The sequence below is a fragment of the Streptomyces sp. NPDC001315 genome, assembly GCF_042896175.1.
Taxonomy (GTDB): domain Bacteria; phylum Actinomycetota; class Actinomycetes; order Streptomycetales; family Streptomycetaceae; genus Streptomyces.
In genome coordinates, this window is sequence record NZ_JBIAWZ010000001.1 from 1,063,744 (window position 1) to 1,085,717 (window position 21,974).

Annotated in this window: 21 protein-coding genes and 1 pseudogene; 11 read left to right on the top strand and 11 right to left on the bottom strand. The window is 71.1% G+C overall.

Annotated features, from left to right (window positions below; all coding sequences use genetic code 11):
- Positions 1 to 77 precede the first annotated feature (77 nt).
- The 6 genes from ACFY16_RS04680 (at position 78) to ACFY16_RS04705 (ending at position 5,307) form a co-directional block, all read left to right on the top strand.
- A complete protein-coding gene (locus ACFY16_RS04680; protein WP_390645600.1) occupies positions 78 to 1,487 on the top strand; it encodes a VWA domain-containing protein in 1,410 nt (469 codons plus the stop codon).
- On the top strand, positions 1,484 to 2,443 hold the full coding sequence (locus ACFY16_RS04685) for a hypothetical protein (RefSeq protein ID WP_390645601.1): 960 nt from the start codon (positions 1,484 to 1,486) through the stop codon (positions 2,441 to 2,443). The genes ACFY16_RS04680 and ACFY16_RS04685 overlap by 4 nt, the downstream gene beginning before the upstream one ends.
- Entirely contained in the window at positions 2,440 to 3,681 is a 1,242-nt protein-coding gene (locus ACFY16_RS04690; protein ID WP_390645602.1) for an ABC transporter substrate-binding protein, read from the top strand. Before ACFY16_RS04685 ends, ACFY16_RS04690 begins: the two co-directional genes overlap by 4 nt.
- A gap of 24 nt (positions 3,682 to 3,705) precedes the next feature.
- Positions 3,706 to 4,038 carry a CU044_2847 family protein gene (locus tag ACFY16_RS04695; RefSeq protein WP_390645603.1) on the top strand — a complete coding sequence of 111 codons (333 nt, stop codon included), beginning with the start codon at positions 3,706 to 3,708 and terminating at the stop codon, positions 4,036 to 4,038.
- A 394-nt stretch (positions 4,039 to 4,432) separates the two neighbouring features.
- Complete coding sequence (locus ACFY16_RS04700; protein ID WP_390645604.1) at positions 4,433 to 4,852, top strand: RidA family protein; 420 nt, start codon at positions 4,433 to 4,435, stop codon at positions 4,850 to 4,852.
- Positions 4,849 to 5,307, top strand: a complete 459-nt coding sequence (locus tag ACFY16_RS04705; RefSeq protein WP_390645605.1) for a GNAT family N-acetyltransferase — start codon at positions 4,849 to 4,851, stop codon at positions 5,305 to 5,307. Before ACFY16_RS04700 ends, ACFY16_RS04705 begins: the two co-directional genes overlap by 4 nt.
- 137 nt (positions 5,308 to 5,444) lie before the next feature.
- Here the strand turns inward: ACFY16_RS04705 and ACFY16_RS04710 are convergent, their stop codons facing one another.
- Positions 5,445 to 6,134 carry a uracil-DNA glycosylase gene (locus tag ACFY16_RS04710; protein WP_390645606.1) on the bottom strand — a complete coding sequence of 230 codons (690 nt, stop codon included), beginning with the start codon at positions 6,132 to 6,134 and terminating at the stop codon, positions 5,445 to 5,447.
- A gap of 86 nt (positions 6,135 to 6,220) precedes the next feature.
- Between ACFY16_RS04710 and ACFY16_RS04715 the strand changes: the two genes are divergently transcribed.
- Positions 6,221 to 6,781, top strand: coding sequence for an RNA-binding S4 domain-containing protein (locus tag ACFY16_RS04715; RefSeq protein WP_390645607.1), 561 nt, complete (start codon positions 6,221 to 6,223; stop codon positions 6,779 to 6,781).
- A 16-nt stretch (positions 6,782 to 6,797) separates the two neighbouring features.
- Here ACFY16_RS04715 and ACFY16_RS04720 read toward each other — a convergent pair.
- Both ACFY16_RS04720 and ACFY16_RS04725 read right to left on the bottom strand, forming a co-directional pair.
- A pseudogene (locus ACFY16_RS04720) lies at positions 6,798 to 7,070 on the bottom strand (DoxX family protein); the annotation flags it as partial.
- 39 nt (positions 7,071 to 7,109) lie between these two features.
- Positions 7,110 to 8,021, bottom strand: a complete 912-nt coding sequence (locus ACFY16_RS04725) for an acyltransferase domain-containing protein (protein ID WP_390645608.1) — start codon at positions 8,019 to 8,021, stop codon at positions 7,110 to 7,112.
- Between the two features lie 77 nt (positions 8,022 to 8,098).
- Between ACFY16_RS04725 and ACFY16_RS04730 the strand changes: the two genes are divergently transcribed.
- A complete protein-coding gene (locus ACFY16_RS04730) occupies positions 8,099 to 8,365 on the top strand; it encodes a DUF6343 family protein (RefSeq protein WP_390645609.1) in 267 nt (88 codons plus the stop codon).
- A 17-nt stretch (positions 8,366 to 8,382) separates the two neighbouring features.
- Here the strand turns inward: ACFY16_RS04730 and ACFY16_RS04735 are convergent, their stop codons facing one another.
- From ACFY16_RS04735 to rpsA, 5 genes are all read right to left on the bottom strand, one after another.
- Positions 8,383 to 8,763 (bottom strand): tetratricopeptide repeat protein, encoded by a 381-nt coding sequence (locus tag ACFY16_RS04735; protein ID WP_162469890.1) that lies wholly within the window; start codon positions 8,761 to 8,763, stop codon positions 8,383 to 8,385.
- A gap of 72 nt (positions 8,764 to 8,835) precedes the next feature.
- Positions 8,836 to 9,456, bottom strand: a complete 621-nt coding sequence (gene coaE, locus ACFY16_RS04740) for a dephospho-CoA kinase (RefSeq protein ID WP_390645610.1) — start codon at positions 9,454 to 9,456, stop codon at positions 8,836 to 8,838.
- A gap of 135 nt (positions 9,457 to 9,591) precedes the next feature.
- Complete coding sequence (locus ACFY16_RS04745; RefSeq protein WP_390645611.1) at positions 9,592 to 10,530, bottom strand: PAC2 family protein; 939 nt, start codon at positions 10,528 to 10,530, stop codon at positions 9,592 to 9,594.
- Between the two features lie 141 nt (positions 10,531 to 10,671).
- The gene (locus tag ACFY16_RS04750) at positions 10,672 to 12,198 is read right to left on the bottom strand and encodes a flavin monoamine oxidase family protein (RefSeq protein ID WP_390646093.1); all 1,527 of its coding nucleotides are present in this window, start codon (positions 12,196 to 12,198) and stop codon (positions 10,672 to 10,674) included.
- A gap of 293 nt (positions 12,199 to 12,491) precedes the next feature.
- Positions 12,492 to 13,985, bottom strand: a complete 1,494-nt coding sequence (gene rpsA / locus ACFY16_RS04755) for a 30S ribosomal protein S1 (RefSeq protein ID WP_351142370.1) — start codon at positions 13,983 to 13,985, stop codon at positions 12,492 to 12,494.
- 366 nt (positions 13,986 to 14,351) lie between these two features.
- On the opposite strand from rpsA, the gene ACFY16_RS04760 reads away from it, so the two are divergent.
- Together ACFY16_RS04760 and hrpB are read left to right on the top strand one after the other, a co-directional pair.
- The gene (locus ACFY16_RS04760; protein WP_390646094.1) at positions 14,352 to 15,161 is read left to right on the top strand and encodes a class I SAM-dependent methyltransferase; all 810 of its coding nucleotides are present in this window, start codon (positions 14,352 to 14,354) and stop codon (positions 15,159 to 15,161) included.
- Positions 15,162 to 15,165: 4 nt separating this feature from the next.
- Positions 15,166 to 17,742 (top strand): ATP-dependent helicase HrpB, encoded by a 2,577-nt coding sequence (gene hrpB, locus ACFY16_RS04765; RefSeq protein WP_390645612.1) that lies wholly within the window; start codon positions 15,166 to 15,168, stop codon positions 17,740 to 17,742.
- Here hrpB and ACFY16_RS04770 read toward each other — a convergent pair.
- The 3 genes from ACFY16_RS04770 to ACFY16_RS04780 all read right to left on the bottom strand — a co-directional run bounded on the left by ACFY16_RS04770 (position 17,732) and on the right by ACFY16_RS04780 (position 20,743).
- Entirely contained in the window at positions 17,732 to 18,724 is a 993-nt protein-coding gene (locus tag ACFY16_RS04770; protein WP_390645613.1) for a DUF3068 domain-containing protein, read from the bottom strand. The genes hrpB and ACFY16_RS04770 overlap by 11 nt on opposite strands.
- A gap of 21 nt (positions 18,725 to 18,745) precedes the next feature.
- Positions 18,746 to 18,880, bottom strand: coding sequence for an SPW_0924 family protein (locus ACFY16_RS04775; protein WP_390645614.1), 135 nt, complete (start codon positions 18,878 to 18,880; stop codon positions 18,746 to 18,748).
- A 141-nt stretch (positions 18,881 to 19,021) separates the two neighbouring features.
- The gene (locus tag ACFY16_RS04780) at positions 19,022 to 20,743 is read right to left on the bottom strand and encodes a lytic murein transglycosylase (RefSeq protein ID WP_390645615.1); all 1,722 of its coding nucleotides are present in this window, start codon (positions 20,741 to 20,743) and stop codon (positions 19,022 to 19,024) included.
- A 267-nt stretch (positions 20,744 to 21,010) separates the two neighbouring features.
- Between ACFY16_RS04780 and ACFY16_RS04785 the strand changes: the two genes are divergently transcribed.
- Positions 21,011 to 21,877, top strand: coding sequence for a DUF4184 family protein (locus ACFY16_RS04785; RefSeq protein WP_390645616.1), 867 nt, complete (start codon positions 21,011 to 21,013; stop codon positions 21,875 to 21,877).
- Positions 21,878 to 21,974: the final 97 nt, after the last annotated feature.

The following is a 21,974-nucleotide window of genomic DNA, read 5'->3' on the forward strand; positions in this document are numbered from 1 at the left end:
GGACGACACACAGCGAAACATTTCGGGTGGTGCCCGCCATGGACAGCTCGCCATTAGGGCTCAGGTTCGACGTCGACGTGGACACAACCGCGGACCTGGCCAACGACGAGACACGCGCGGACGCCCTTGTCACCGTCACGGCGCGTTCGGCCGTGGACGCGACACCGCGCCCGGCGATCGCCGAGATCCTCGTCATGGACAAGTCGCTGTCCATGGCCGGCCGCAAGCTGGACGAGGCGAAGCGCGCGATGTGCGCGGCCATCGACACGCTGCGGGACGGGACCCGGCTGGGGATCGTCGCGGGCACCCACAAGGCCGAGGTGATCTATCCGGCAACCGGCGGCCTCGCCGTCGTCGACGCCGCGGCCAAGGAGGCGGCCAAGAACAGGGTCGCCGCGCAACTCGCCGAGGGCGGTACGGCGATCGGCCAGTGGCTGGCCCGCGCCGACCGGCTCTTCGAGACGGTGACGGCCCCCGGCACCGTACGGCACGCGGTCCTCTACACGGACGGAAGGGACGAGCACGAAACGCCGGAACAACTGGGCGAGGTGCTCAAGGCGTGCACCGACCGGTTCGTCTGCGATGTGCGGGGGCTCGGCGAGGACTGGCAGTACAAGGAGCTGCTGCGGATCACCGAGGCGTTGCACGGCGACGCCCAGGCCGTCGTCACCGTCTCCGACCTCACCGAGGACTTCACCCGCCTCATGCGGCAAGCCCAGCGGATCGTCGTGGCCCGGGTGTATCTGGGCCTGCACCTCAACGACTTGTTCCAGCTGGCCTTCGTACGGCAGACACTCCCGGTCCAGGCCGAACTGACGGTCGGTCGACCACAGGGCGGCGAGATCCACGTCCCGCTCGGCTCCTGGCCGCCCGAGACCCGCCAGTACCAGGTGTCGCTGCGCTTCGACCCCGAGACCCTGCCCGTCGAGGAGAGGCTGCGCGCCGCGCGCATCACCCTGTACGCCGAGGGGACCGACGGCACGCGCGAGCCGTGCTCCGAGATGCGTCCCATGGTCGTACAGCGGCGGGCCGCCCCCGGCTTCCCGGTCCCGCCGCCCGAGAGCTTCACCCGCATCGAGGCCGAGTACGAGCTCGGCATGGCGATGCGGGCCTGCGCCGACGCCCAGCAGGCGGGAGACTCCGAGCGCGCCGCCCGGGAGCTGCGCATCGCGGTGGGGCTCGCGCAGGACCTCCGGGACGCCGTACGCCTCGAACAGTTGCGCAAGGTGTCGGCCACCGGACCCGACGGCCGGCTGCGGGTGCGCTCCGACGCCTCCCGGGGGGAGATGCAGGAGCTCGGGCTGGCCTCGACCAGGACAGCGGCCCCGCCGCTCGACGCGGTCGACGCCACGCCCGCCTCCGGCGCGCTGCGGCGCCGCTGCCCGCAGTGCGGCGAGACGACCTCGGCGGGCTCGGTCACGTTCTGCGAGGCGTGCGGCCACCGCTTCGACGGCGGGGCGGACGGCGCACCGGTGGGCGCGTCGTGACAGCCGCCGCGGAGTCCCGGTGGGTCCTCGGTGGCAGGGTCGCCGACTGGACGACGCGGGTGCGGGCCACCCACCCGACCGTGGTGCTGCGCTGGCTCAGGGCGGGCTCCCTCGCCATGGTGCTCGTCACCGCGCTGCTGTTCCTGTTGGTGTCCGCCCAGGCCACCGAACAGGTCGCCGCCGCCCGCCGCACCGACCAGGCAATCAAGGACATGAACCAGGCGTACGACACGGCCATGCACGCGGACACGGCACTCGACAAGGCCGCGGACACCGAACAGGTCTCCCTGATCGGCACGGGCACGGAGTTCGCCAACGACACCGCGCGCGTGAACACCCTCGTCACCTCGGCGGCCGAGGGCAACGCGGCCGGACAGCGAGGTCTGGCCCAGTTCCAGTTCGTCCAGGGCCAGTTGACCACCTGTCTGCTGCTGGCCGACGAGGCGGTCCGCGACTACGCCCGCAGCGGCTCGGCCGGCCTGGAGGCCGCCGGCCAGGCGCTGACCGCCCCGCGCGAGAAGGACCCCGCCACGCACAAGCCCATCGCGGGCACGGGCGGCCTCACGGAATCGCTCATCGACCTGGAGGACATGCAGCGGGAAGCGCTCGGCACACAGCGGCAGTCGCACTGGCTGAACCCGGCCTACGTCTGGCCCCTGCTCGTCGGCCCGGCGTTCATCATGCTCCTGTGCGTCCTCGCGACCGGTTACGTCGTCGCGCGCCACTTCCGCCGGTACGTCAGCCCACGGCTCGTGGCCGCGCTGCCGGCCACCGCGACGGTGGGCATCACGGTCAGTCTCCTGTGCCGGCACGACGCACAGGTGCTGAGCCCGGATCCACTGGTCGGGCACTGGCTGACGAGGACGCTCGCCCTGTGCCTCCTCGTGGTCGCCGGGGTGCTCACCTACCTGGGCTACCGTCCGCGTCTCGCCGAGTACAGGTTCCCGCGGTCATGAGCATGCTGAGGAGCCGCCTCGCGCGCTGTGTCCTGGCCCTCTGTGTGCTGCTGACCGCGGCCGGGTGCGGCGGCGGGCCGGACCACGACAGGGTGACGATCATGGTGCCCTGGTCCGGCAACGAGTTCCAGGCGTTCTACTCCGTCATCAAGGCGTTCGAGAAGGACACCGGTATCCATGTGGACGTGCAGGTCACCCGCGCCCTGACCCAGCAGCTCGACGCCGCGGTGGCGGCCGGAGCACCGCCCGATCTCGCGATGCTGCCGAGTGTGGGGGCCATCTACAAGTACGCGGACACCAAGAAGAAGGACAGGAAACTTCAGCCGCTCGACGTACCCACGGGCGCGTATCTGCAGCCGTTCCGCGATCTGACGGAGGTGCGGGGCGGGATCTACGCGGTGCCGGTCAAGGTCGACGTCAAGAGCCTCGTCTGGTACGACGCCGCGGTGACCTCGCCGCCGTCGTCGGCCGACGCCCGGACCTTCGCCGCGAAGAAACCCGGAACCTGGTGTCTCGGACTGGAGTCCGGCCCCACCTCCGGCTGGCCGGGCGCCGACTGGATCGCCGACATCCTGCTCGCCGAGGGGAACGGCGATGCCTACAAGCAGTGGCTGTCGGGCCGGAAGAAATGGGACTCGGACCCGGTCAAGGAGGCCTGGAAAGCCTGGCGGAACCTCGTCGGCACCAGCGTCGGGGAGGCGTCCACCCTCAACTTCGCCAAGGCGACCGAGGGCATGACCGCAACGCCTCCCACCTGCACTCTCGCTCACGGCGCGCTGTCCGCCATGGGTTTCCAGGAGGGACAGAGGTACGACTTCGTCACGTCCTCGTCGACGAAGCGTCTGGAGGTCTCGGCGGACTTCGTCGGCATGTTCACCACCGGCAACCGGAGCGCCGAGAAACTCATCGCCTACCTCGCCGGCAGGAAGGCTCAGCAGTCCTGGGTGAACCAGCGGGGAGGCAACGGCTTCTCCGCCGACAGCAAGGTGGCCTACGACAACCCCGTCCAACGGCAGATCGCCAAGATGCTCCGGCCGGACTCCGGTTACACGCTGTGCTTCGGCGCCGCCGACGCGATGACGCCGGACGTGTCCGCCGCCTTTTACCGGGCCGTCCTCGATTATTCGTCCGACGACACGGAAGATCCCACGGACCTTCTCAGGAAACTCGACGACGTCCAGAAGAACCTGGGGAACTCCCAGGTCCCCTCCACCAAGCTCTGCGCCAAGTTGACCTGATCCAGGCCCGCACCGAGGAGCCCCATGCCGGACGCAGTCCAGTTCACCCTCTCCGACGGAACCGTCGTCCTCGTCGCCCCGCCCGCCCGCGCGGGCACGGGAGCCGTCGGCCTCGGAACCCGCCTGGAAAGCGCGGAGAGAACCCTCCGCCAGGCCCTCACCCCGATCACCACGGCCGCCGCCGAAGTGATCGAGGAGTTCCGTGCCCTGGCCCACCGCCCGGACGAGGTGGAGGTCACCTTCGGCGTGGTCCTGGACGGCAAACTGGGAGCGGTGATCGCGAGCGCCCATGCCAGTGCGCATCTGGATGTCAGCTTGCGGTGGAGGGGGACGGAGGGGGCGTCCGCGGGCTCGTGACAAGTGTCAGTGGTCCGGGGCTGCGTCTGCCCCGGTCCTTGTGACGCCGCCCAACAGCTTCTCCGCGTCCGCGATCGCCCGAACCGGTCGCCGGGCCGCGGGCCCGCGGCTGGACGGCCGGGATGGTGCGTCGACTGCTCGGCGAGCCCGATCTGTTCCGCACCGATCCGTACTTCCGCTCAGCCCCGCGGACCTACCGCGTCGAGCGGGTCGAAGCCGCCGAGCGGAGCGAGGAGTTCAGAGAGCTGTGTCGGCGGCTGCCGCGCGCTCGTCCGCTGGAGGGTCCGTCACCAGGGACGGGGCAGGGACCGGATATTCGGATGCGAGCGGCGCCACGAAGCCTGCATCATCAGCGGGTTGTTCTTCGGCCGACGACCGTCACGCGGAAGGTCCCATGATCAAGCGCACCACCGTCCCCAGCCTCTTCCCGCCGCCCACCTACTCCCATGCCTCCGTCGTCGAGGCGGGCACCAGGCTCGCCTTCCTCGCCGGGTCCGTCCCGCTGGACGCGGGCGGAAAGCTGGTCGGCGAGGGGGATCCCGTGCGGCAGGCGGAACAGGTGATCGCGAATCTCGGGGAACAACTGGGCTCGGTGGGCAGCGACTTGGCGCATGTCGTGTCGACCGATGTGTATGTGGTGAGCAGCGAACCGGCCGTGCTCTCCGCCGTGTGGGATGTCGTCGAGGCGTCCGGGCTCAGCAGCGGCCCGCACTCGTCGACCCTGATCGGCGTGGCCTGCCTGGGGTACAGGGGGCAGCTGGTGGAGATCACGGCCACCGCCGTCGTTCCGGAACCGGAGGGCGCACACCCGTGACTCCTGATCCCACTGTGGTCCTTCGCCGGGCGACCGGCCCCGACGCCGCCCAGGCGGCGGACGTGTGGCTGCGTTCGTTCGACGCCGCGCTGCCCACCGTCGTCAGACCTCGGTCCGACGACGACGTACGCGACTACTTCCGGGAAGTCGTGGTGCCGCTGCGGGAGACGTGGGTCGCGGAGGCGCTCGGCGCGGTCGTCGGCGTCATGGTGCTCAACGGCGAGCTGCTCTCCCAGCTCTATCTCGACCCCGACTGGCGCGGACGCGGCATCGGCGACCGGTTCGTCGGACTCGCCAAGGAGCGCAGCCCGCAGGGCCTGACTCTGTGGACCTTCCAGGTCAACGAGCCGGCCCACCGCTTCTACGAGCGGCACGGCTTCGTGGCCGTCGAGCACACGGACGGCAGCGGCAACGAGGAGCGGGAGCCGGACGTGCGGTACGTGTGGCGGCCGTAGGCCTTCACCCATACCGGCATTCCCCCCATCGGCGCGCCATCACCGCGCACCCCCGCCCCGCCTCCACGCCCGCCTCTTGGGACGGTACACCCGGTTGCTGTCACCGACGGTGACGGGCGTACGACGCCGTCGTCGTCCTATGTCCCGAGCCCCGCCGCCTGCGCCGCCGTACGCAGCACCTCGTGCAGCATCCCGGGAGTGAGCCGGCCGGTGAAGGTGTTGCGCTGGCTGACATGGAAGCAGCCGAAGAGGTCCAGGCCGTCGAGGGGCACGCGGGCTCCGTGCGCGAAGGCCGGCCGCGGCCGGGGGACGGTCCAGCCCGCCTCGGCGAAGGCGGGCAGCGCCGCCTGCCAGCCGAACGCGCCGAGCACGACCACCGCTCGCAGCGTCGGCCGCAGCAGCGTCAGCTCCTGGACGAGCCACGGCCGGCAGGTGTCACGTTCCCCCGGCGTCGGCTTGTTGGCGGGCGGGGCGCAGTGCACGGGCGAGGTGACGCGGACCCCGTACAGCTCCAGGCCGTCGTCGGCGGCGACGGAGGTGGGCTGCGAGGCGAGACCCACGTCGTACAGAGCCCGGTACAGCACGTCCCCGGAACGGTCACCGGTGAACATACGGCCGGTGCGGTTGCCGCCGTGGGCGGCGGGGGCGAGGCCGACGATCAGGAGCGACGCGTCGGCGGGTCCGAAGCCGGGCACCGGGCGTCCCCAGTACGTCCAGTCGGCGAAGGCGGCACGCTTGGTGCGGGCGACCTCCGTGCGCCACTCCACGAGCCGGGGGCACGCGGCACACCCGGCGATCCGGGCGTCCAGAGCGGCCAGACTGTCCATGAACCCACCGTAGACCTACGTGACGACCCCGCCTCGGACGGAAATCCCGGCGGATCCGCCGGGCCCCGGGGACTAGAGTCGGGACCATGGTTTCTGAGGGCTCGGACCACGAGACGACGGACGCGAGCGATACTGCGGCGGGGACCGGCACGTCAGGGGCCGGGGCCGGCGAGGACAGCGCGAACGCGTCGGACCCGAAGACCGCCGCCGCGATCGCCGCCGCCGAGGCGGCCGGACCCGCGAGCGGCGAGTCCGTACGCGTGGACAGCTGGATCTGGTCCGTGCGCCTGGTCAAGACCCGCTCCCAGGGCGCCACCGCCTGCCGGGGCGGGCACGTGCGCGTGAACGGCGAGCGCGTCAAGCCCGCCCACTCGGTCCGCGTCGGCGACGAGGTGCGCCTGCGCCAGGAGGGCCGGGAGCGGATCGTCGTCGTCAGGCGTCTCATCCGCAAGCGCGTAGGTCCCCCGGTGGCCGTGCAGTGCTACGTCGACAACAGCCCGCCGCCCCCGCCCCGCGAGGCCGTCGCCCCGGCCGGCATCCGCGACCGGGGCACCGGGCGCCCCACCAAGCGGGACCGCCGCGAGATCGAGCGCCTGCGCGCCCTGAACGGGCTGCGCGGCCCGGGCGGCCGTCCCGAAGGGCAGTGACCGCGGGCCGCCAGCGTCACGGCCGACGCCGCCGGGCCAGGCGCGGCAGCTCGGCGTTGTGCCCGCGCCTGGCCCGGGCGACGAGGGCGAGCGGCACAAGCAGGATGAGCGGTGTCGCCGCGTTCCGCCCGTCGAAGACGGGCAGCCGGCCGACGAACGCCCCGATCATCGGCGCGCCCGGCGCGACGGCCGCAACCGACTGCGGCACCGGAATCAACGGGGTGACCGCGCCCGCCAGTTCAAGCGCCCCGGTGGTGTACATGCCCGCACTGCCCCAGCCGGTGTCATCGCCGTCCGGGACCTGTCATGGCGCCTGTCACGGGGTCGGCTACGAGGCGTCGTACAGGGGGAACCAGCCGTGGCCGACATACCAGTGGCCGCCCTCCCGGAGGTGGTCCACGACGGACCGCTCCAGACGGGTACGGCGCGGCAGCCGCTCCAGCGGCTCGTCCCCGGTGCCGAAGACGAAACGGACCGGCGTCATGTCCTCCGGCTCCGCCGGCAGATGGCTGAGCCGGAACCGCTGCTGGAAGCGGACGATGTTGGAGCGCTCCGGCAGGTACGTCCGCAGCTGGGGGTCCAGCAGCCAGGAGCCGCAGGTCACGACCTGGTAGGGCTCCTCCGGGTAGTGGCGGGCGAAGAAGTCCCGTGCCAGCGCGAGGGAACGGTCGCAGGCCTGGGGGGTCAGCGGGCCGGCGAAGTCCGGGATGTGCAGGCCGAGGCCGAGGTCACCGGGCCCGAGGGGAAGCCCCTCGGCGGCGATGGACTCGCTCGTCCACGAGCCGATCCGGCCGCGCTGGAACTGCAGCCGCCCCAGCTGGAACAGCTCGCCGCGGAAGTGCAGGGACAGCCAGCGCGGACGCAGCATGCCGCCCGTGCCGTACCGCCTGCGGTGCGCCGCGATGTTACGGCCGGCGTCCGCGAGGGTGCGCCGGGTGACCTCGGGCGGGATGCCGCGGTCACGGTGGTGGGCGCGCACGGACGGCAGCGCCGCGATCAGCACGAACAGGGGGAAGAAGCGCTGGAGGGCGCCCGGCGCCCAGTCGAGCTCGGGCAGGTCGGCGCCCCCGCGGATCTCCCCCGTCTCCCGGACGAGCTCCTCGACGGACCGCTCCAGGAACCCCCGCAGCTCCGGATCGTCCACCACCCGTCGGCCCAGCCGTACGAGTTCGTTGATGTCCTCGTGCGGTACGGCGAGGTCGGACAGCACCTCGGCCAGCTCATCGGTATCCGGCAGCATGCGGTGAACCCCCTCTGCGGACCGCCTGGAGAACGCCCGCACCGAAGAGTACTTTGCAAGAAGGAGTAGTGATCCTGATGCGTACGGGCAGTGAGCCGGTGACAGCGCGCAGTGCACTGCGGCTGCGCTTGTGGCTGAGCGTGTGGGGGTTGATCTGGACGGTCTTCGGGACCGCGGCCTTCACGCTCGCCGGGCGTCCCGGCTGGGCCGCCGCGTGCGGGGTGTTGTGGCTGGTCATCACCGTCGACCTGTCGATGATCCTCAAGCACATCAGGCAGGGCCCGCACTACCAGCCGGGCCCCGACGTCCCGCCGTACCGGCCGCCGGATCACCGTGTGCGCTGACCCGGGGGGCGGCAGACTCAGGAGTCGAAGCGTGCGGCCTTCAGGTACTGCGGCTTCGGATCCAGCGCGGCGGCGAGGCGGAAGTGGCGCTTGGCCTGGTCGTGCCGTCCCTGGCGCTCGTAGGTGCGGGCGAGCGCGAAATGCGCGAACGCGTTGTCCGGCTCGCGCTCCAGGACGATCGTGAACTCCAGCTCGGCCGGGCGCAGTTGCGCGGCCGCGAAGAAGGCTCGCGCGCGCAGCAGCCGGGCGGCGGTGTTCTCCGGGTGCGCCGCGATGACGCCGTCGAGCAGCTTCACCGCGCCCCGCGGGTCCCGTGCGGCGAGCAGCTGCTCCGCGGCGCGGAAGTCGATGACATGCGTCTCCGGAGTACGTCCGGTCGAACCGCTGGTTTCGGGCACGCGAAATTCCTTCCCTCGCTGGAAGGGTTCAACGCCCTGATCCAGTACCCCTATTCCTGGGTGGTTCCCGGGTCACTCCTGGGTCGGCGCCGGTGACGCGTGCGCCGTGCGCACCAGATCCGCCCATACCTCCCGAACGCGCCGCTCCAGATCGGCCAGCGGGACGTCGTTGTCGATGACGACGTCGGCGATCTCCAGGCGCTTCTCGCGGGTCGCCTGGGCGGCCATGCGTGCGCGGGCGTCCTCCTCGGTCATGCCCCGCAGCCGTACGAGCCGGTCGAGCTGGGTCTCGGGGCTCGCGTCGACGACGATCACGACGTCGTAGAGCGGCGCGAGGCCGTTCTCGGCGAGGAGCGGGACGTCGTGGACGACGACGGAGTCCTCGGCGGCGGAGCTCTCCAGCTCGCGGGAGCGGGCGCCGACCAAGGGGTGGACGATCGAGTTCAGGACGGCGAGCTTGTCCGGGTCGGCGAAGACGATCGCGCCCAGCCCGGTCCGGTCGAGGCTGCCGTTCTCGGCGAGCACCTCTTCGCCGAAGGCGTCGACGATCGCCGCGAGTCCGGGAGTTCCCGGCTCGACGACCTCCCGCGCGATACGGTCCGCGTCGATCAGCACGGCCCCGCACTCCACGAGCAGCCGCGACACCTCACTCTTACCGGCACCGATGCCACCGGTCAGGCCCACGGACAGCATGACCGCGCCACCACCTCCACGAACCCCGCTGCCGCGGGGACAACTTGCCGATTCCGATGCCACCGGTCAGACCCACCGAGTCACCTCCGCGTCGGCGGAGACGGGTGGGGCGCGGTCATCCGGCAGCGTATCGGATCAGTTGTCGCCTTCCCGCTCCGCCAGGAACTTCTCGAACTCCCGCCCGATCTCGTCCGCCGACGGAATGTCGACGGGATCGGCGAGCATGTTGCCGCGGGTCTCGGCGCCCGCTGCCGCGTCGTACTGGTGTTCAAGACCCTGGACCAGGGCCGTGAGCTCCTCGTCGCCCTCCTGGATCTGCCGGTCGATCTCCGTCTGCGTACGGTGCGCTTCCGTGCGCAGGGCGTGCGCGACCCCGGGCAGGACCAGGCCGGTGGCGCCCGTGATGGACTCCAGGACGGTCAGCGCCGCGTCCGGGTACGGGGAGCGGGCGACGTAGTGCGGCACGTGCGCGGCGACGCCCAGGACGTCGTGTCCGGCCTCGATGAGCCGGTACTCGAGGAGCGCGGCGGCGCTGCCCGGCACCTGCGCCTCGTCGAACGGGCTGTGGTGGCCCGGGACGAGGTCCGTGCGGTTGCCGTGCGGGATGAGCCCCACGGGGCGGGTGTGCGGGACGCCCATGGGGATGCCGTGGAAGGTCACGGACAGGCGGACGCCGAGCCGCTCCACGATCTGCTGGACGGCCGCGGCGAAGCGCTCCCACTCCACGTCCGGCTCGGGGCCGGACAGCAGCAGGAAGGGCGCTCCGGTGGCGTCCTGGACGAGCCGCACGTCGATGGCGGGCTCGTCGTAGTCCGTCCACTGGTCGCGGCGGAAGGTCAGCAGCGGGCGGCGGGCCCGGTAGTCGACGAGCCGGTCGTGGTCGAAGCGGGCCACGACCTGGTGGGGCAGCGAGTCGAGCAGCCGGTCGACGATCTGGTCGCCGGTCTCACCCGCGTCGATGTATCCGTCGAAGTGGTAGAGCATGACAAGTCCGGCCGACTCCTGGGCCAGCGCCATGTCGACGACGGCCAGCCCCTTCGGCTCCCATGCGTACAAACCCTGCGGATCAAGCACTTGGACCGCTCCTCCTCGTGTTCGTACTGCACAACGTGATCAGGGGCGCGGGCATTCCCGGCCCGCGCCCCTGATCAGGCGACTCTCACTGCCTTTTCACCCCGTACCGCGTCAGGACGACGCTCACCACGGTTACGGCGGTCACGACGACAGCACACGCGTGTGGAGAGCGGTCACCGCCTTGCGGGCGGACGAGAACGCGCCGTGCTGCCAGGCGTCCATGTAGCTGAGCCAGTCTCCGGCGAAGAGGACGCGTCCGGTGGGCTCGTTGAGCGGCTTGTAGCGGGGGTCGTCGGGTCCACCCGGGGTGTAGTGCCAGGCGGCCTCCAGGTGGGGCGTCTGACGCCAGTGGTGGGAGAAGGAGGAGACGAGTTCGCTGCGGTACTTCTCGCCGTAGATCTTCACGCCCGCGGCCACCGCCCGTTCCTCGCGCTGCTTCGGCGCGAGCGCGGCGTAGGAGTCCGCGTCGCTGCCGTAGTTGTAGTACCCGATGAGGACGCCCCGCTCACCGTGGAAGCCGTACGACGGGTGCCAGATGTGAGTGACGTCCTGGTCGGTCTCGGTGATGCCGCCGTAGATGTTGTGGTCCAGCTCCCACCAGCGGGACTTGTACTCCAGGCCGATCTTGGCCGCGGACGACGGGGTGATCGCCTCCAGCGCGCTCTGCACCCCGGAGCCCAGGTTGTGCGGGATCTTGGCGAGGATGTTGGGCGGGAGGGCGCCGATGCAGTAGTCGGCGTCGACGACCTTCGTACGGCCGCCCTGGGTGTAGGTGACGGAGACGCCGTTCCCCTTGTCGGTGATCTTCGAGACGACCGCCCCGGTACGGATACGGTCGGCGCCTATCGCCCTGGTCAGCGCCTTCGGTATCTGGTCCATGCCGCCGACCGGCTGGAACATCAGCATGGCCTGGTCGAATTCGAACTCGAAGGAGAAGTACCGGCCGACGGCGCTGCCGAAGATCTCGGAGGCGGTGGGTATGTCGCCGCGCAGCACGCCCGGGGTCCCGGCGGCGGCCGGCCAGGTGGTGTAGCCGCGGTTCGAGCCGCCTTCGTACGTCAGCTTGTCGCCGAGTTCGCCCCAGTCCGCGAGGAACTCGATGAGCTTCTCCTGGTCGGTGGCCGTCAACTCCTTGTCGAGTGCGCCCTTGTTGGTGGCCTTGGCGAGCAGCTCCGAGACGTAGCCGTACACATCGGCCTTCGCGGTCCGGTACCGCATCGGCTTCGTCATGCCGGTCGACTCGTTGTAGAGGTACGCGTCGGCGTTGACGTTGGTGAACACCTCGATGGGAACGCCGAGTTCACGGCAGTAGTCGAGGGTGATCATCCACTGCGGGATGCGGGCGGGGCCGCAGTTCATGTAGTGGCCGTCCGCGAACCGGGCGGTCTGCTTGGTGCCGCTGAGGTCGACCGTCGTGTCACCGCCGCGCACGGTGAAGTTGCGGCCGCCGGTGCGGTCTCTGGCCTCCAGGACCGTACAGTCGTAGCCCGCCTTGCCGAGCTCGTACGCGGCGGCCAGTCCGGCGATGCCGCCACCGACGATGACGACCTTCGCGGCGGCGCGCCCGGTGAGCGTGAAGTCGCTCGCGCTGAGGGCACGGAAGGGCTGGTCGCGCTGGGCGGCCTGCGCGGTGGGGGCGAGGCCGAGGGCCCCCATGGTGGCGAACATCGCGCCGGCGCCACCGGTGAGACCCACGTTGCGCAAGAACGAACGTCGACTCGTACCGGGCCCGCTCTGAAGCTGTGCCATGTCTGGGCTCCCCTTTCGATCTTGAACGACCGGGGAAGCCTCCCAATGGCTGGTTACGGCCCGTCAGTTATTCGTGTATCGCACATGTTTCTGCGTCCGCACAGGTCCAGCGGGCTGGACACAAGCGGTGTCCGGGGTCGGCAGACGCACTGAGGGCCCGCACCCGGGGGGTGCGGGCCCTCAGCAGAGAGCTAGCTACTGCTGCTCAGCGATCAGCTCTGGCCGCCGGCCAGCTTCTCGCGCAGCGCGGCAAGCGCCTCGTCCGAGGCCAGCGCGCCGGAGGTGTCGGCGCCCTCGGAGGAGTACGAACCGCCACCGGCAGCGGCCGGAGCCGCAGCCTCGCCGCCCTCGGCGGCAGCGGCCTCGTCGGCCTCGCGGGACTTGATGACCTGAGCCTGGTGCTGCTCGAAGCGCTGCTGCGCCTCGGCGTACTGGTGCTCCCACGCCTCGCGCTGGGTCTCGTAGCCCTCGAGCCAGTCGTTGGTCTCGGGGTCGAAGCCCTCGGGGTAGATGTAGTTGCCCTGGTCGTCGTACGACGCGGCCATGCCGTACAGCGTCGGGTCGAACTCGACCGAGGCCGGGTCGGCACCGAAGGCCTCGTTGGCCTGCTTCAGCGAGAGGCTGATGCGACGACGCTCGAGGTCGATGTCGATGACCTTGACGAAGATCTCGTCGTTGACCTGGACGACCTGCTCCGGGATCTCCACGTGGCGCTCGGCCAGCTCGGAGATGTGGACCAGACCCTCGATGCCCTCGTCCACGCGGACGAACGCACCGAACGGAACCAGCTTCGTGACCTTACCCGGAACGACCTGGCCGATCTGGTGGGTACGGGCGAACTGCTGCCACGGGTCTTCCTGGGTCGCCTTCAGCGACAGGGAGACGCGCTCACGGTCCATGTCGACGTCGAGGACCTCGACGGTGACTTCCTGGCCGACCTCGACAACCTCGGAGGGGTGGTCGATGTGCTTCCAGGACAGCTCGGAGACGTGGACCAGACCGTCGACGCCACCCAGGTCCACGAAGGCACCGAAGTTGACGATCGAGGAGACCACACCGGAGCGGACCTGACCCTTCTGGAGGGTCGTGAGGAACGTCTGGCGGACCTCGGACTGGGTCTGCTCCAGCCAGGCACGGCGGGACAGGACCACGTTGTTGCGGTTCTTGTCCAGCTCGATGATCTTCGCCTCGAGCTCCTTGCCCACGTAGGGCTGGAGGTCGCGAACGCGGCGCATCTCGACCAGGGAGGCCGGGAGGAAGCCACGGAGGCCGATGTCGAGGATGAGACCACCCTTGACGACCTCGATGACGGTACCGGTGACGATGCCGTCCTCTTCCTTGATCTTCTCGATGGTGCCCCAGGCACGCTCGTACTGGGCGCGCTTCTTCGAGAGGATCAGGCGGCCTTCCTTGTCCTCCTTCTGAAGGACAAGGGCCTCGATCTCGTCGCCGACCTTGACGACCTCGTTCGGGTCGACGTCGTGCTTGATCGAGAGCTCTCGGCTCGGGATGACACCTTCGGTCTTGTAACCGATGTCGAGCAGGACCTCGTCCCGGTCGACCTTCACGATGACGCCGTCGACGATGTCGCCGTCGTTGAAGTACTTGATCGTCTCGTCGATCGCGGCGAGGAAGGCTTCCTCGTTACCGATGTCGTTGACCGCAACCTGCGGGGTGGTGGCGGTGGTCTCGGTGCTGCTCGTCATGTGGGAAAGGGCTCCGGTACGGACATTGAAGTCGTAGGTACTGCTACGCCGGGAGCCCGTATCGCTCTGAAGAAGCCGGACAGCCAAGGAAGCGCCACACCGAAAACTCTGGTGGCGCCTCGAAAACCGAGGGGACATACAACAGATGCGAGCGCAGCCTGCTACGTCTGAGGTGCGCAGGCTCGCAGCGCAACTTGTAGCATACGGGGGCAGCCGGGCAGGGTCAATGCGCGAAGCCGCACACCCGGGGCGGATCACCGCATTCCCGGCACAAGTACCGCCCCACAAGGCCGTGCAGGCCGGAGAAACCTCCTCCGTGACACGCCCGGGCGGGTTGCACGGAAGAGTACGACGAGGGAGCCGATCATCCAAGAGCCCGAAGCCTTCGAGCCGGAAGCCACCCGACGTGACGCGGACGTCACGGAGAGCACCCGGGCCAACCGGGGCTGGTGGGACCGCAACGCGGACGAGTACCAGGTCGAGCACGGCACCTTCCTCGGCGACGACCGCTTCGTCTGGGGCCCCGAGGGGCTGGACGAGGTGGAGGCCGAGCTGCTCGGCCCGCCCGAGGAACTGAAAGGCAAGGACGTCCTGGAGATCGGCGCCGGCGCGGCCCAGTGCGCGCGCTGGCTGGCCGCCCAGGGTGCGCGTCCGGTCGCCCTGGACCTCTCCCACCGCCAGCTCCAGCACGCGCTGCGGATCGGCGGATCGTTCCCTCTGGTGTGCGCCGACGCGGGCGCGCTCCCCTTCGCGGACGCCTCCTTCGACCTGGCGTGCTCGGCGTACGGGGCGCTGCCGTTCGTGGCCGACCCGGTGCTGGTGCTGCGCGAGGTGCGCCGGGTGCTGCGGCCGGGCGGCCGCTTCGTCTTCTCGGTGACGCACCCGATCCGCTGGGCGTTCCCGGACGAGCCGGGCCCGGAGGGGCTGTCGGTGGCAGCCTCCTACTTCGACCGCACGCCGTACGTCGAGCAGGACGATGAGGGGCGCGCGGTGTACGTGGAGCACCACCGGACCGTCGGCGACCGCGTCCGGGACATCGTGGCGGCGGGCTTCCGCCTGGTCGACCTGGTCGAGCCGGAGTGGCCGGCGTGGAACACCTCCGAGTGGGGCGGCTGGTCGCCGCTGCGCGGGAACCTGATCCCGGGAACGGCCGTCTTCGTGTGCGTACGAGACTGAGTGCGTGATCCGTTACGACGCCCTGGAAGCCCTGCCCGTACGCGACGCGCTGCCCGCCCTGGACGACGCTCTGCGGGGACACGGCACGGCCGTTCTCGTGGCGCCGCCCGGCACCGGCAAGACGACGCTCGTGCCGCTCGCCCTGGCGGGCCTGCTCGACGAGGGCCCGGCGCGGCGGGTGGTCGTCGCCGAGCCCCGGCGGATCGCGGCGCGGGCGGCGGCCCGGCGGATGGCCTGGCTGCTGGGCGAGAAGGTCGGCGGGAGCGTGGGCTACACCGTGCGCGGGGAGCGGGTCGTCGGGCCCCACACGCGTGTGGAGGTCGTCACGACCGGTGTGCTGCTTCAGCGGCTGCAGCGGGACCAGGAGCTGGCGGGCGTCGACGTGGTGGTGCTCGACGAGTGCCACGAGCGGCATCTGGACGCGGACACGGTGGCGGCGTTCCTGTGGGACGTGCGCGAGGCCCTGCGGCCGGAACTGCGTCTGGTGGCCGCCTCGGCGACGACCGACGCGGAGGGCTGGGCGCGGCTGCTGGGCGGGGCGCCGGTGGTCGAGGCGAGGGGTGCCGCGTACGAGATCGAGGTGATCTGGGCGCCGCCGGCCCGTCCCGTACGGCCGCCGCACGGGATGCGGGTCGACCCGGCGCTGCCGGCGCACGTGGCGTCGGTGGTGCGGCGGGCGCTGGCCGAGCGGTCCGGGGACGTGCTCTGTTTCCTTCCGGGCGTGGGCGAGATCGCGCGGGTCGCCGGTCAGCTCCGGGATCTCGGGGACGTCGACGTGCTCCAGGTGCACGGGCGGGCGCCGGCGGCCGTGCAGGACGCGGTGCTGGCGCCGGGAGCGCGGCGCCGGGTGGTCCTCGCGACGTCCGTGGCGGAGTCGTCGCTGACGGTGCCCGGGGTGCGCGTGGTGGTCGACTCGGGGCTGGCCCGGGAGCCGCGCGTCGACCACGCGCGCGGGCTGAGCGCGTTGACGACCGTACGGGCGTCGCAGGCGGCGGGGCGGCAGCGGGCGGGGCGGGCCGGGCGTGAGGCGCCGGGGGTGGTGTACCGGTGCTGGTCGGAGGCGGAGGACACGCGTCTGCCGCGGTTCCCGGCACCGGAGATCAAGGTGGCCGACCTCACCGCGTTCGCCCTCCAGGCGGCCTGTTGGGGCGATCCGGAGGCGTCCGGTCTGGCGTTGCTGGATCCGCCGCCGGGCGGGGCGATGGCGGCGGCGCGGTCCGTACTGAGGGCGATCGGCGCGGTCGACTCCGCCGGGCGGGCCACGGAGCGGGGGGCTCGTATGGCGCGGCTGGGGCTTCATCCCCGGCTGGGGCGGGCGTTGCTGGACTCGGCGTCCTTGGTCGGCGCGGAGCGGGCGGCCGAGGTGGTGGCGCTGCTCAGCGAGGAGCCACCGCGGGAGTACGGGGACGACCTGGCGGCGGCCTTGCGGGGTGCCCGGCGCGGCGGTGACGCCTACGCGGGGCGGTGGCGGCTGGAGGTACGGCGCCTGCGGTCGGCCGCTGCCGACATCGCCGGCCGGGCCACCCGTGACTCTCTTCCGGTGGAGCCGGATCTCTCTCTTGCGCCCGCCTCCAGTCCGGTCCGGGCGGCTGGGTGGTCAGGCGCCGGCGAGGATCAGGTTGTCGGGCTCGTCGCCGCGCTCGCCTTCCCCGAGCGGGTCGCCAAGGTGCACGGCGGGTCGTATCTCATGGTCTCCGGGACTCGGGCCGAGGTTCGCGAGGGCTCGGGGTTGCGCGGGGCGCCCTGGCTCGCGGTCGCCGTGGCGGACCGGCCGCTCGGCAAGGGGCACGCGCGTGTGCAGCTCGCCGCCGTGGTGGACGAAGAGGTGGCACGGCTGGCCGCGGCGCCGCTGTACGGCGAGGGCCAGGAGGTGCACTGGGCCGACGGCGACGTCGTCGCGCGGCGGGTCGAGCGGCTCGGCGCCGTGGAGCTGGCGGTGCGGGGTCTTGCCGACGCCGACCCCGGCCTCGTACGCAACGCGCTTGTCGAAGGGCTGCGGCAGGACGGGTTCGGGTTGTTGCGGTGGACGCCGGATGCGGGCGTACTGCGCCGACGGCTCGCCTTCCTGCGCCTGCGTCTCGGCGATCCGTGGCCGGACGTCTCCGACGACGCGCTGCACGCGCGCGTGGACGAGTGGCTGGAGCCGGAGCTCGGCCGGGCCCGGCGGCGCGCCGACCTGGCGCGGATCGACGCCGGGCAGGCGCTCGCCCGGCTGCTTCCCTGGGCGTCCGGCGACGCCGCCCGCCTCGACGAACTCGCCCCCGAGCGGATCACCGTACCCAGTGGGTCCAGAATCCGGATCGACTACGACAATCCCGAGCAGCCCGTGCTCGCGGTGAAGTTGCAGGAGATGTTCGGGCTCCAGGAATCGCCGGTCGTCGCGGGGGTGCCGCTCCTCGTGCACCTCCTCTCCCCCGCGGGCCGGCCCGCGGCCGTCACCGCCGACCTCGCCTCCTTCTGGAAGGACGGCTACAAGGGCGTACGGGCCGAGCTGCGCGGCCGCTATCCGAAGCATCCGTGGCCCGAGGACCCCGCCTCCGCGGAACCGACCCGGTACACCAACGTCCGGCTCAGGCGGTGACCGGCTCCGGTTCGACCGCCTGGGTGGGTGCCGGGTCGTCCGGACGCCTGCCGCGGGCCTCCAGCCAGAGGGAGAGCGACAGCAGCAGCGTGCCCAGGATCAGGAAGCCCCAGGGCAGGTACGACGTCAGCAGCAGGACCGTCGTGCGGTTGGACTTGACCAGGTCCACCGTCGACTCGATGTAGTCCTCGCGCATCTTGACGTCCCCGGCGAAGGCGGTCACCTTCTCCCGCCCTCCCAGGAGGCTGCCGCCGCGGAGTTCCTCCTTGTGGAGTTCCTCGCCGTAGACGGGCGCTCCGGTGACCGGTTCGACCCAGAACTTGCGGACTGTGGTGTACCAGATGCTCGTGCCGGTCTTGGCGAGCGATGCCCGGTCGATGCCCTTGACGGGCATGGTCCTGGGGAACTGGACCTTGGTCCAGGGAATGGTCTGCTCGAAGTAGTAGACGTTGAGGCCCCGGAAGTTCTGGGTGCCCTTGTAGTGGATGGGGTTGGTGGTGCGGGTCTGCGCGTCGAAGTACTCGTAGTCCCGTTTCTCGGTCAGGAACGGCCACTTGAACTCGATGCCCTGGCGTCTCACCGGGTCGCCGTCGACCATCTCGCCGGTGGCGTGCACGGGTTCCTGGCTGTGCGCGTCGAAGATGTACCGCTCGGGGATCCGGGAGACCATCTTGCCGTCGGGCCCCTGTATGTAGGAGAGGGAGTCCCAGACGACGACGTCACGGCCGGCGGTCTCCTCGATCTTGTCGGAGGCTTCGACGTTGCCCTTGAGGGTCTGCACGATGGTGACCTTGGGGACCGTCCTGGCCTTCATGGTGCCGTAGTCGAGGAGGGTCGCGTCCTTCGCCTCCAGGACCATGTCCTGGTAATAGTTCGCCGGGATCTTGGCGAAACGCGGGAAGGCGTACCAGCGCAGCAGCGGGGACAGTGCCGCGAAGAACACGGCGAGAGCGAGCAGGATCAGGCTGGCCTTGCGACGCATCCCGTCCTCCCTCCCAGGCGGTTACGGATGTGCGGGCACCGTCGTCAGCATCGGTTTCGGGGACGTCTTGCCGGTCGGTGCGCCGATGGCGGCGATCGTGAGAACCAGGGCGAACGCGAGGACGAGACCGGTCGCCGCGGCGATCAGGGCGCGCATACGGAGCCTCCCGACGGACTGGAACTGATACATCGTCAGGTCGGGCACCGTAGCAACGGGCGGCCGAGATGAGAACACGTTGCACACACGGACGAGGGCGCCCCGCCGCCGAAGCGGAGGGGCGCCCTCGTTCCGCGCCGGTCAGGCGGCGGGAGTCTCGGAGGCCGACTCGGAGGTGCTGGGCGTCGGGCTCGGCGTCGTCGTCTCGGCCGCCGCGACCGTCAGCTCGACGGTCAGCGTCGCGCCGCCCGTGGTGGTGATGCGGAGCAGGAACGTGCCGGTGGTGTCGTCCGCGTACAGCTTGGGCAGCTTCAGCAGGCCGTTCTCGTCCGTCGTCAGGTCCGTCAGGGTGCGTACGGTCTTGCCGTCCGCGTCCTTGAAGTAGGGACCCTTGTCGTTCTCGGTCGGGTCGTCGGCCGACTTGATGAGCGTGGCGGTGGCCGCGACCTTGTCCGCGACGGCGCCGTTGTCGGTGGCCTTCACCTCGACCTGGTCCGCGAACTCCCCGCCCGGGGTGCAGGTCAGCGCGGTGTCGCTGGTGCGGGTGAGGGTGTCCGCGGCGCGGGCGGTGACGGTGGCCGTGTAGTCGAGGGCGGAGACCGTACGGCCGACGAGGAGGGCGCGGACGGTGAAGTTGCCGGTCTTCTCGCCCGCCTGCAGCGTGGGCGCGACCGCGACGCCCGCGGTGTTGGTGACGACCGTGGCGACGGTCTCGCCACCGGTGAAGGTGGCGTCGGTGTCGCCGACGATGGTGAAGCGGATCCTGACCTTGCCGACGCCCTTGCCCGCCTCGGTCTCGGCGCGCGTGCTGATCTTCCTGCCGAACGCCTCGCCCGCTGTCGCGGTCAGCTTCAGCGTGCCCACGTCCTCCAGATGGTCCACCGTGTCGGTGGGCGTCGGGGTCGGGGTCGGGGTCGGGCTGCTCGGAGTCGCGGGCTCCGTGCCCGGGCTCGTGGGCGGCGTGGTGGGGGTCTGACCGGGCGTGGGCGTCCCCGGCGTCGAGGGGGAGGCGGTCGACCCGCCGCTGTGGTCGTCGCTGCGGTTGGAGGGCACGGTGCCGGTGCCGTCCGGGATCTCGTGGGTGCCCTTGCGGTAGTACTCCAGCCACGACAGGACCGTGTTCAGGTAGTCCTGCGAGTTGTTGTAGCTGAGGATCGCGCGGTTGAGGTCGGCCTGGGTGGACAGGTCCCAGCCGTTGCGGCACAGGTAGTGGCCGGCCGCGAGCGCCGCGTCGTAGACGTTGTTGGGGTCCTTGGCGCCGTCGCCGTTGCCGTCGCGGCCCGCCCACGCCCAGGTGGACGGGATGAACTGCATGGGGCCCACGGCCCGGTCGACGGTGCTGTCGCCGTCGTAGGCGCCGTTGTCGGTGTCCTTGATGTAAGCGAAGCCGTTGCCGTTCAGCTTCGGGCCGAGGATCCGGCCGAGGGTGGTGCCGTTCGCGTCGACGTTGCCGCCGCGGGCCTGGCCCGACTCGACCTTTCCGATGGCGGCGAGGAGTTGCCAGGGCAGGTTGCAGCCGGACTTGGACTCGGCCAGTTCGGCCGCGGCCTTCTTGTAGGCGTCCAGGACGGTCGCGGGTATACCCGCCTCGGTCGTGCCCGTGGCGGCGGGGCCGGCGCTCGCGCTCGGCGCGGGGTTCGGGCTCTTCAGCGGCGGCAGGTCCGTGTAGTACGGCGAGTTGCCGGTGGCGGCACCGTCGTCGACGGAAGTCTCGGGCGAGGCCTGGGCGTCGGCGGCCGTCTGTCTGCCCTGGTCGTCGGTCACCCCCGGTGCCTGGGACGCGGAGAGAGCCGCGACCGCGGCCGCTGCCACAGTGGTGGCGACCGCCCCCTTGCGGAGCCTCCTGCCGAATTGCGCCGCCATAGAGTGAACCCCTCCCATGGACGCCCGAGCGCGCCCGACCGACTCTGTCTTCTCTTCCCGCCCTGTTGTGACGATCGACCCGCCTCGAGGGTTGCCCCCCTGGGCGTGTGACCCAGGCGACCCTACGGCAACTTCCTTTGCTCGGGCACCCGTTCGTGCCCGATTTTCACCAGTTGGCCAAGTTCGGTTCTCCGGGACGGCCGTCCCGCATACTGTCGATGATCACCTGTCCGACCGTCCGGCCAATGTCCGTCGCGGGGAGCCCCGTTGCCATTCACTCTCAGTCACGCGGCGGCCGTGCTGCCTGGCGTGCGCACCGATGGATCCGGCCGGGGGCGGCTGGTGCCGGCCGTGCTCGTCGCGGGTTCCTTCTCGCCCGACATGACCTACTACGCAGCGAGTGTCGTCTCGGGAGCGATGGAGTTCGGCGACGTCACGCACTCCTTCCCGGGTGTCTTCACGGTCGACGTGCTCGTCGCCTGGGCGCTGGTGGGGCTGTGGCTGCTGGTGCGCGAGCCGCTGGTGGCGCTGCTGCCGCGGGCCCGCCAGGGGCGGTGGGCGTCGCTGCTGCGCTGCGGGGCGCCCCGCGCGCGCGTGCGCCCGGTTTCGGTGGGGTGGTGGTACGTGTCCGCGGTGCTCGGCGCGCTGACGCACGTCGTCTGGGACGCGTTCACGCACCTCGACCGCTGGGGGATGCGGCTCTTCCCCGTCCTGGGCCGGGAGGTGGCGGGCTCGCCCTTGTACTGGTACCTGCAGTACGGCGGCTCGGCCGTGGCCGCGGTCGTGATCGTCACGTTCGTGGTGGTCGCTCTGAGAAGAGCGCCGACCGGCCCGTCGGCGGGAGTGCCGGTGCTCTCGGTACGGGACCGGTGGTGGGCGGCAGCGGTGATCGGCGGCTGCGCGTCGGCCGCGGCGGTGCAGCGGGTTTCGCGGTGGTGGGAGTACTGGGGTGCGACAGCCAAGCCGTGGGAGCTGATCCCCACCTTGTGCTTCGGCGCGGGCGCGGGCCTCGTGCTGGGTCTGCTGCTGTACGCCGTCGGCGTCCGCGTGTGGCGTCCGGCGGCCGCGTCCGCCACGCAGGACCGGGAAAGCGTCACCGTCGGGCGCGACGGTCCGGGGGCGGACGGAGCCTGACAGGCACTGTGGCCTCCAGCAGGCCGCGTCCGCCGCACAGGACCGGAAAGCGTCACCCTCGGGCACGACCGTCCGGGGGCCGACGGAGCCTGACAGG